The sequence below is a fragment of the Methylobacterium sp. B1 genome, from assembly GCF_000333255.1.
Taxonomy (GTDB): Bacteria; Pseudomonadota; Alphaproteobacteria; order Rhizobiales; family Beijerinckiaceae; genus Methylobacterium; species Methylobacterium fujisawaense.
The window spans coordinates 1-5,741 of the sequence record NZ_BACT01000900.1 but is presented as its reverse complement, the minus strand read 5'-3'; the positions used below and the strand labels follow the sequence as shown (position 1 = coordinate 5,741).

General features: G+C 69.1%; 4 protein-coding genes. 1 reads left to right on the top strand and 3 read right to left on the bottom strand.

The genetic code is table 11. From position 1 onward, the window contains the following. Positions 1-1,032 (bottom strand): branched-chain amino acid ABC transporter substrate-binding protein (locus I53_RS25615; protein WP_043356121.1); only part of this gene is annotated, 1,032 nt, incomplete at its 3' end. Positions 1,033-1,384: 352 nt separating this feature from the next. Between I53_RS25615 and I53_RS25610 the strand changes: the two genes are divergently transcribed. Then, positions 1,385-4,087, top strand: a complete 2,703-nt coding sequence (locus I53_RS25610) for a glucosidase (protein ID WP_251982457.1) — start codon at positions 1,385-1,387, stop codon at positions 4,085-4,087. Between the two features lie 33 nt (positions 4,088-4,120). Here the strand turns inward: I53_RS25610 and I53_RS25605 are convergent, their stop codons facing one another. Then, a complete protein-coding gene (locus tag I53_RS25605) occupies positions 4,121-4,444 on the bottom strand; it encodes a hypothetical protein (RefSeq protein WP_043356119.1) in 324 nt (107 codons plus the stop codon). 355 nt (positions 4,445-4,799) lie between these two features. Then, entirely contained in the window at positions 4,800-5,066 is a 267-nt protein-coding gene (locus I53_RS25600; protein WP_043356118.1) for a hypothetical protein, read from the bottom strand. Positions 5,067-5,741: the final 675 nt, after the last annotated feature.

The window sequence follows — 5,741 nt, the reverse complement described above, 5'->3', positions numbered from 1 at the left end:
GTAGGCGATCGGCCCGACCACCGTGTCCACCGGCTTGCCCTGGTGCAGCCAGTCGGCGAGCGCCTTCCCGTCGCTGGAGCCCGTCTCGGCCATGGCCTTGGCCAGGACCTGCACGGCCGCGTAGGCGTAGAGCGTGTAGGCCTCGGGATCGATGCCCCGGGCGTTGAAGGCCGCCACCACGCCCTTGGCGTTCGGGTTCTTGCGGGCGTCCGGCGCGAAGGTCATCAGGGTCCCGGCCGCGCCCGGGCCGGCGATCTGGACGAATTCCTTGTCGGGGATGGCGTCGCCGCTCATCATGCGGGCGGCGAGGCCCTGATCGCGCATCTGCCGGATGATCAGCCCGGCCTCGGTGTGCACGCCGCCGAAATAGACGACGTCGACATTGGCCGACTTCATCTTGGAGACGAGGGCCGCGTAGTCCTTCTCGCCCGGGTTGATGCCCTCGTACAGCACCTCCTTGCCGCCCTTGGCCCGGAACGCCTTCAGCGTCTCGTCGGCCAGCCCCTTGCCGTAGGGCGTCTTGTCGTGGACGAAGGCGATCTTCTGGCCCGGGAAGTGCGCGGCCAGATAGCTGCCCGCCACCGCGCCCTGCTGGTCGTCGCGGCTGCAGGTGCGGAACGTGTTCCACATCCCGCGCTCGGTGAACTTCACGCTCGTGGAGGCCGGGGTGATCTGGATGATGCCGGCGTCGAGGTAGACGTCGGAGGCCGGGATCGTGACGCCGGAATTGTAGTCGCCGACGACCATCTTCACGCCGTCGCTGGCGAACTTGTTGGCCACCGAGACGCCCTGCTTCGGGTCGGAGGCGTCGTCGCCGACCGTGACCGTCAGCGTCCTCCCCTTCAGCGTGCCCGCCTTGTTGAGGTCTTCGACCGCCTGGCTCACGCCGTTCCGGATCTGGGCGCCGAAGGCCGCGTTCGGCCCGGTCATGGGCGCGGCGACGCCGATCTTCACCGGCGCGCCGCCCTCCTGCCCCTGCGCCGCGGTCATGAACAGCAGCCCGGCCAGGCCGGCCCTCAGTAATTGCGTCATCGTTCCCCCAGATGCGGCCGGTCAGATCGCCGACGAACGCTGAGTTCGGACAGATCAACGTGCATCGCCGCGCGTCGAGTCGCAGATCATCCAGACCGATCCTGTCGCTCACCTTGCGCAGGGTCAAGTTTTCCGGGGCGGGCCCGGATGGTCCCGGGCCGGGCCCGCCGCGGGGCCGGCGGACGGGCCCTCACGGAGCCGTGCGGTGGCCGTGCGGGCGGCCGGGTCGGGATGGCGTCAATGATGCATCGGGCCGGCGCATCCGCAGCAAACCGTCGTGACCGATGGCCGCCTCCCATCCCCGCCGCGCCCCCGTCCCCCGCCGTCCGAGACCGCGTCCGGGACGCGGCTGATGGGGCCGCGCGTGGACGAGGATCGTGCCGAGGATCGTGACGACTCCCGGGACGCGTCGGTGGGCTGGGCCGAGCGCCGCCGGATCGCCGAGCAGGGCCGGGGCGACCGGGCGTGGTCGCTCTGGGGGCCTTATCTCAGCGAGCGGCAATGGGGGACCGTGCGGGAGGATTACAGCCCCTGCGGCAACGCCTGGGCCGCCCTGACGCACGAGGACGCCCGCTCGCGCGCCTATCGCTGGGGCGAGGACGGGCTGGCGGGGATCTGCGACGAGCGCGGCAGCCTCTGCCTGGCCCTTGCCCTCTGGAACGGGCGCGACCGCATCCTCAAGGAGCGGCTGTTCGGCCTGACCAACCAGGAGGGCAACCACGGCGAGGACGTGAAGGAGGTCTACCACTACCTCGACGCGGTCCCGAGCCACGCCTACCTGAAGATGCTCTACCGCTATCCGCAGGCGGCCTTCCCGTACGAGGACATCGTCGGCGAGAACATGCGGCGCGGGCGGGAGCAGCCCGAATACGAGATCGAGGAGACGGGCCTCTTCGACGGGAACCGGTTCTTCGACGTCACGGTGGAATACGCCAAGGCCGACGCCGACGACATCCACGCGGTGATCACCGCGCTGAACCGGGGGCCCGAGGCCGCCGACCTCCACCTCGTCCCGCAGCTCTGGTTCCGCAACACGTGGTCCTGGCAGGCCGGGCAGGCGCGCCCGCGGATCGCCTGCGCCCCCGACGGGGGCGTGATCTGCACGCATGACCGGCTCGGGCCGTACCGGCTCGCCTTCGACGGGATGCCGGACCTCCTGTTCTGCGAGAACGACACCAACCTGCGGCGGCACGGCGGGCAGCCGGACGCCGCCGGGCCGTTCAAGGACGGGCTCCACGCGGCGATCGTCGGCGGCGATCCCGCTTCGGTGCGCCGGGACACGGGCACCAAGCTCGGCCTCCACTACGCGCTGCGGCTGGCGCCCGGGGAAACCGCCCGGATCCGCCTGCGGCTGTCGGCGGGCACGCGCCCCCGGGTGGTCGACGACGGGTCGCTGGTCCGCCGCCGGGTGGCCGAGGCGGACGCGTTCTACGAGGAATTGCAGGACGGCATCGCGAGCCCGGATTCCCGCGCCATCTTCCGCCAGGCCGCCGCCGGCCTGATCTGGTCGAAGCAGCTCTACAGCTACGACGTGCGGCGCTGGCTGGAGGGCGACCCGCTCCAGCCGCCGCCGCCGCGGGGGCGCGCGGGCGGCCGCAACGGCCAGTGGCGCCACTTCGCGGCGGCCGACGTGCTGTCGATGCCCGACACCTGGGAATATCCCTGGTTCGCCGCCTGGGACCTCGCCTTCCACTGCCTGCCGCTCGCCCTGCTGGACCCGGACTTCGCCAAGAAGCAGCTCCTGCTGCTCACCCGCGAATGGTACATGCACCCGAACGGCCAGCTCCCGGCCTACGAGTGGGAGTTCGGCGACGCCAACCCGCCGGTCCATGCCTGGGCCACCTACCGGGTGTTCGAGATCGACCGAGACCGGCGGGGCGGGCGCGGCGACCTCGCCTTCCTGGAAGGCGTGTTCCACAAGCTCCTGATCAACTTCTCCTGGTGGGTGAACCGCAAGGACGCGCAGGGCCGCAACGTGTTCCAGGGGGGCTTCCTGGGGCTCGACAATGTCGGCGTGTTCGACCGCTCGCGCCCGCCCCCGGGCTTCGGGGTGGTGCACCAAGCCGACGGCACCGCCTGGATGGCGATGTACGCGCTCAACATGATGCGCATCGCCCTGGAGCTTGCCCTCCACAACGACGTCTACGAGAGCACCGCGTCCAAGTTTTTTGAGCACTTCCTGCTCATCGCCGAGGCCATGACCGACATGGGCGGCGAAGGCGGCGGCGACGGCTTCGGCCTGTGGGACGAGGCCGACGAATTCTACTACGACGAGGTCGACATCCCCGGCGGCGGGATGCTGCCGCTGCGGGTCCGCTCCATGGTCGGGCTGGTCCCGCTCTTCGCCGTGGAGGTGATCGAGCCCTCCGTGCTCCACCGGCTGCCGGACTTCGCCCGGCGCCTGAACTGGGTTCTGGAGAACCGGCCCCATCTCGCCCAGCTGGTCTCCCGCTGGACCGAGGGCGGCGTGAAGGACCGCAAGCTGCTGTCGCTGCTGCGCGGGCACCGGATGAAGGCCCTGCTGCGCCGCATGCTCGACGAGGCCGAGTTTCTCTCGCCCTACGGCATACGCTCGCTGTCGAAGGTCCACCGCGACGCGCCCTACGTGCTCAACGAGCTGGGCGCCTCCTTCACGGTCCGGTACGACCCGGCTGATTCCACCTCGAACATGTTCGGCGGCAATTCGAACTGGCGCGGGCCTGTCTGGATGCCGATGAACTTCCTGATCGTCGAGGCGCTACGGCGCTTCCATACCTATTACGGCGACGACTTCCGGGTGGAGTATCCGACGGGCTCGGGCGCGATGCTGACGCTCAGCGCCATCGCGGACGCCCTCGAGGACCGGCTGATCGCCCTGTTCGCCAGGGACGAGACNNGGCGGCGGCCCGCCCTCGGGCCCCGGCAGCCGATCGCCCCGGCGCCCGGCGCCGAGGAGCCGCTGCTGTTTCACGAATTCTTCGATGGCGACACCGGCAGGGGGCTCGGCGCCGCGCATCAGACCGGCTGGACGGCGCTGATCATCAACCTGTTGCACGACCGGGCCCGCGCCCGATAGGCGCGCCCGGTCGAGCGGGGTCCCGCGATCCGGTCAGCAACTCAGACGGCGGCCCTCGCGACGCCCGAACACCCGGTAATGGGCGGCGCCCGATTCCATCTGGCCGTTGGCCACGGCGCGGCGGACATCCGGATTGCAGCGCAGGTATTCCCGCTCGTCGAACCCGTAATTGGCGCGTCCCCGATAATCGTCCCGATCGCGGTAGCCGCGGTCGCGGTCGCGGTAATCGTAGTCGCCGCGATCACGGTAACCGCGACCGCCGTAATCGTCGTAATCGGGGCGCGGCTGTGCCGAGACCGGGCCGACGACGCCCAAGATTCCGAGGCTCACCGCGGCCGCTGCCAGAAACGCCTTCATTGTACCAATCTCCCTTTCGGTGCCTTGAAACGCACAGCGCCACGGATGGTTCGATCGTCCCGGACGTAGCGGCGCGCGGCGCTGTCCGGGAGGACCGCCGGGCCTGCGGATCGGGCAAGAATCCGGATCCTGCCGGGCGCGGCATCGCGGGCCGGCTCCGGATCCCGGACTATCGACGTCGGCGGGGGCAGGGGCTCCGCGGACCGGTCCGCCGCGGACATGCTCGGCGTCCCGCACGGGGACGTCCGGGGTCGGGCGCCGGTCCACGCCCCCCTCTGTCGGGAGCCTGCCGCGGCAAGCTCCCGAAGCCTGCGCGTCGAACCCGGCCTTCCGCCGGACCCGACGCGGATCGCCTTTACATGCGGTGCATCATCTCGCGACGCATCATGCGGTGACGCATCTCGCGGCGCATCATGTGCCGCTCCATCCGGTGCCGCATCATCCGGCGCTCCATGTCACGCCGCATCATGCGCCGCTCCATCCGATCCATCTGGACGGTCGAAACGATATCGGCGGGCGCCGAAACGCCGGTGCCGGGGCCGATCGGCGCGGCGGAGGCCGGGATCGCGACGACGCCGCCGAGGGCCGCCAGCAGGGCGGCGGTGATGATCGCTGAACGCAAAGAAAATATCCTCTCTCGCCACCGGGGGAGGGGGCGGGCATGTCCCAAAGGGTCGCGGCCGGCACAGGTCCGCCCGAAATCCCGCCCAGGAAGGCACCGACCGCCGGGATGGTTCCCGGAATCGAATCCGCCGCGTGCGTCCAGCCCGAGACGGGGCTCGGCCTCGTCCAGCGGATGCGGGAACGGGCGAACCTGTCGCGCTCTCCGGAATGGCGGACTGCGCGTAACGCGCCTGACGGGCTTCGTGGCGGAACGGCGCGATCCCCGCCGGGCGTCAGCGGCGATCGGCGCGGCGACACGGAACAAGGGCACCGGCGCCCGGACAGGCCGCCGGTGATGCAAGGACGCATCACCGGAATCGAAAGTACTGCCCCCCGGCCTCATGCAGAGGCAAACAAGATCACAATCATTCGAATAACGTACAAATGGTATATTCCAATTCTTTTGTATATTGATTTTATAAGGGAGTTTATTTACACATTTAGATGTACTTTCACAGCAAAAAGATTCAGATTTTTTGATCACTTGCCTTATGAATCGGTTTATTTTGACATAAACATATCTCCACAGCATGCTTGGACGCACGAGGCCGGCCTGCGTCAGCTCTATAATACATATCAGATCTGACGGAGTGGATAAAGTCGGCGCTTCGGCCTTCGATCATGCGGGCTGGGG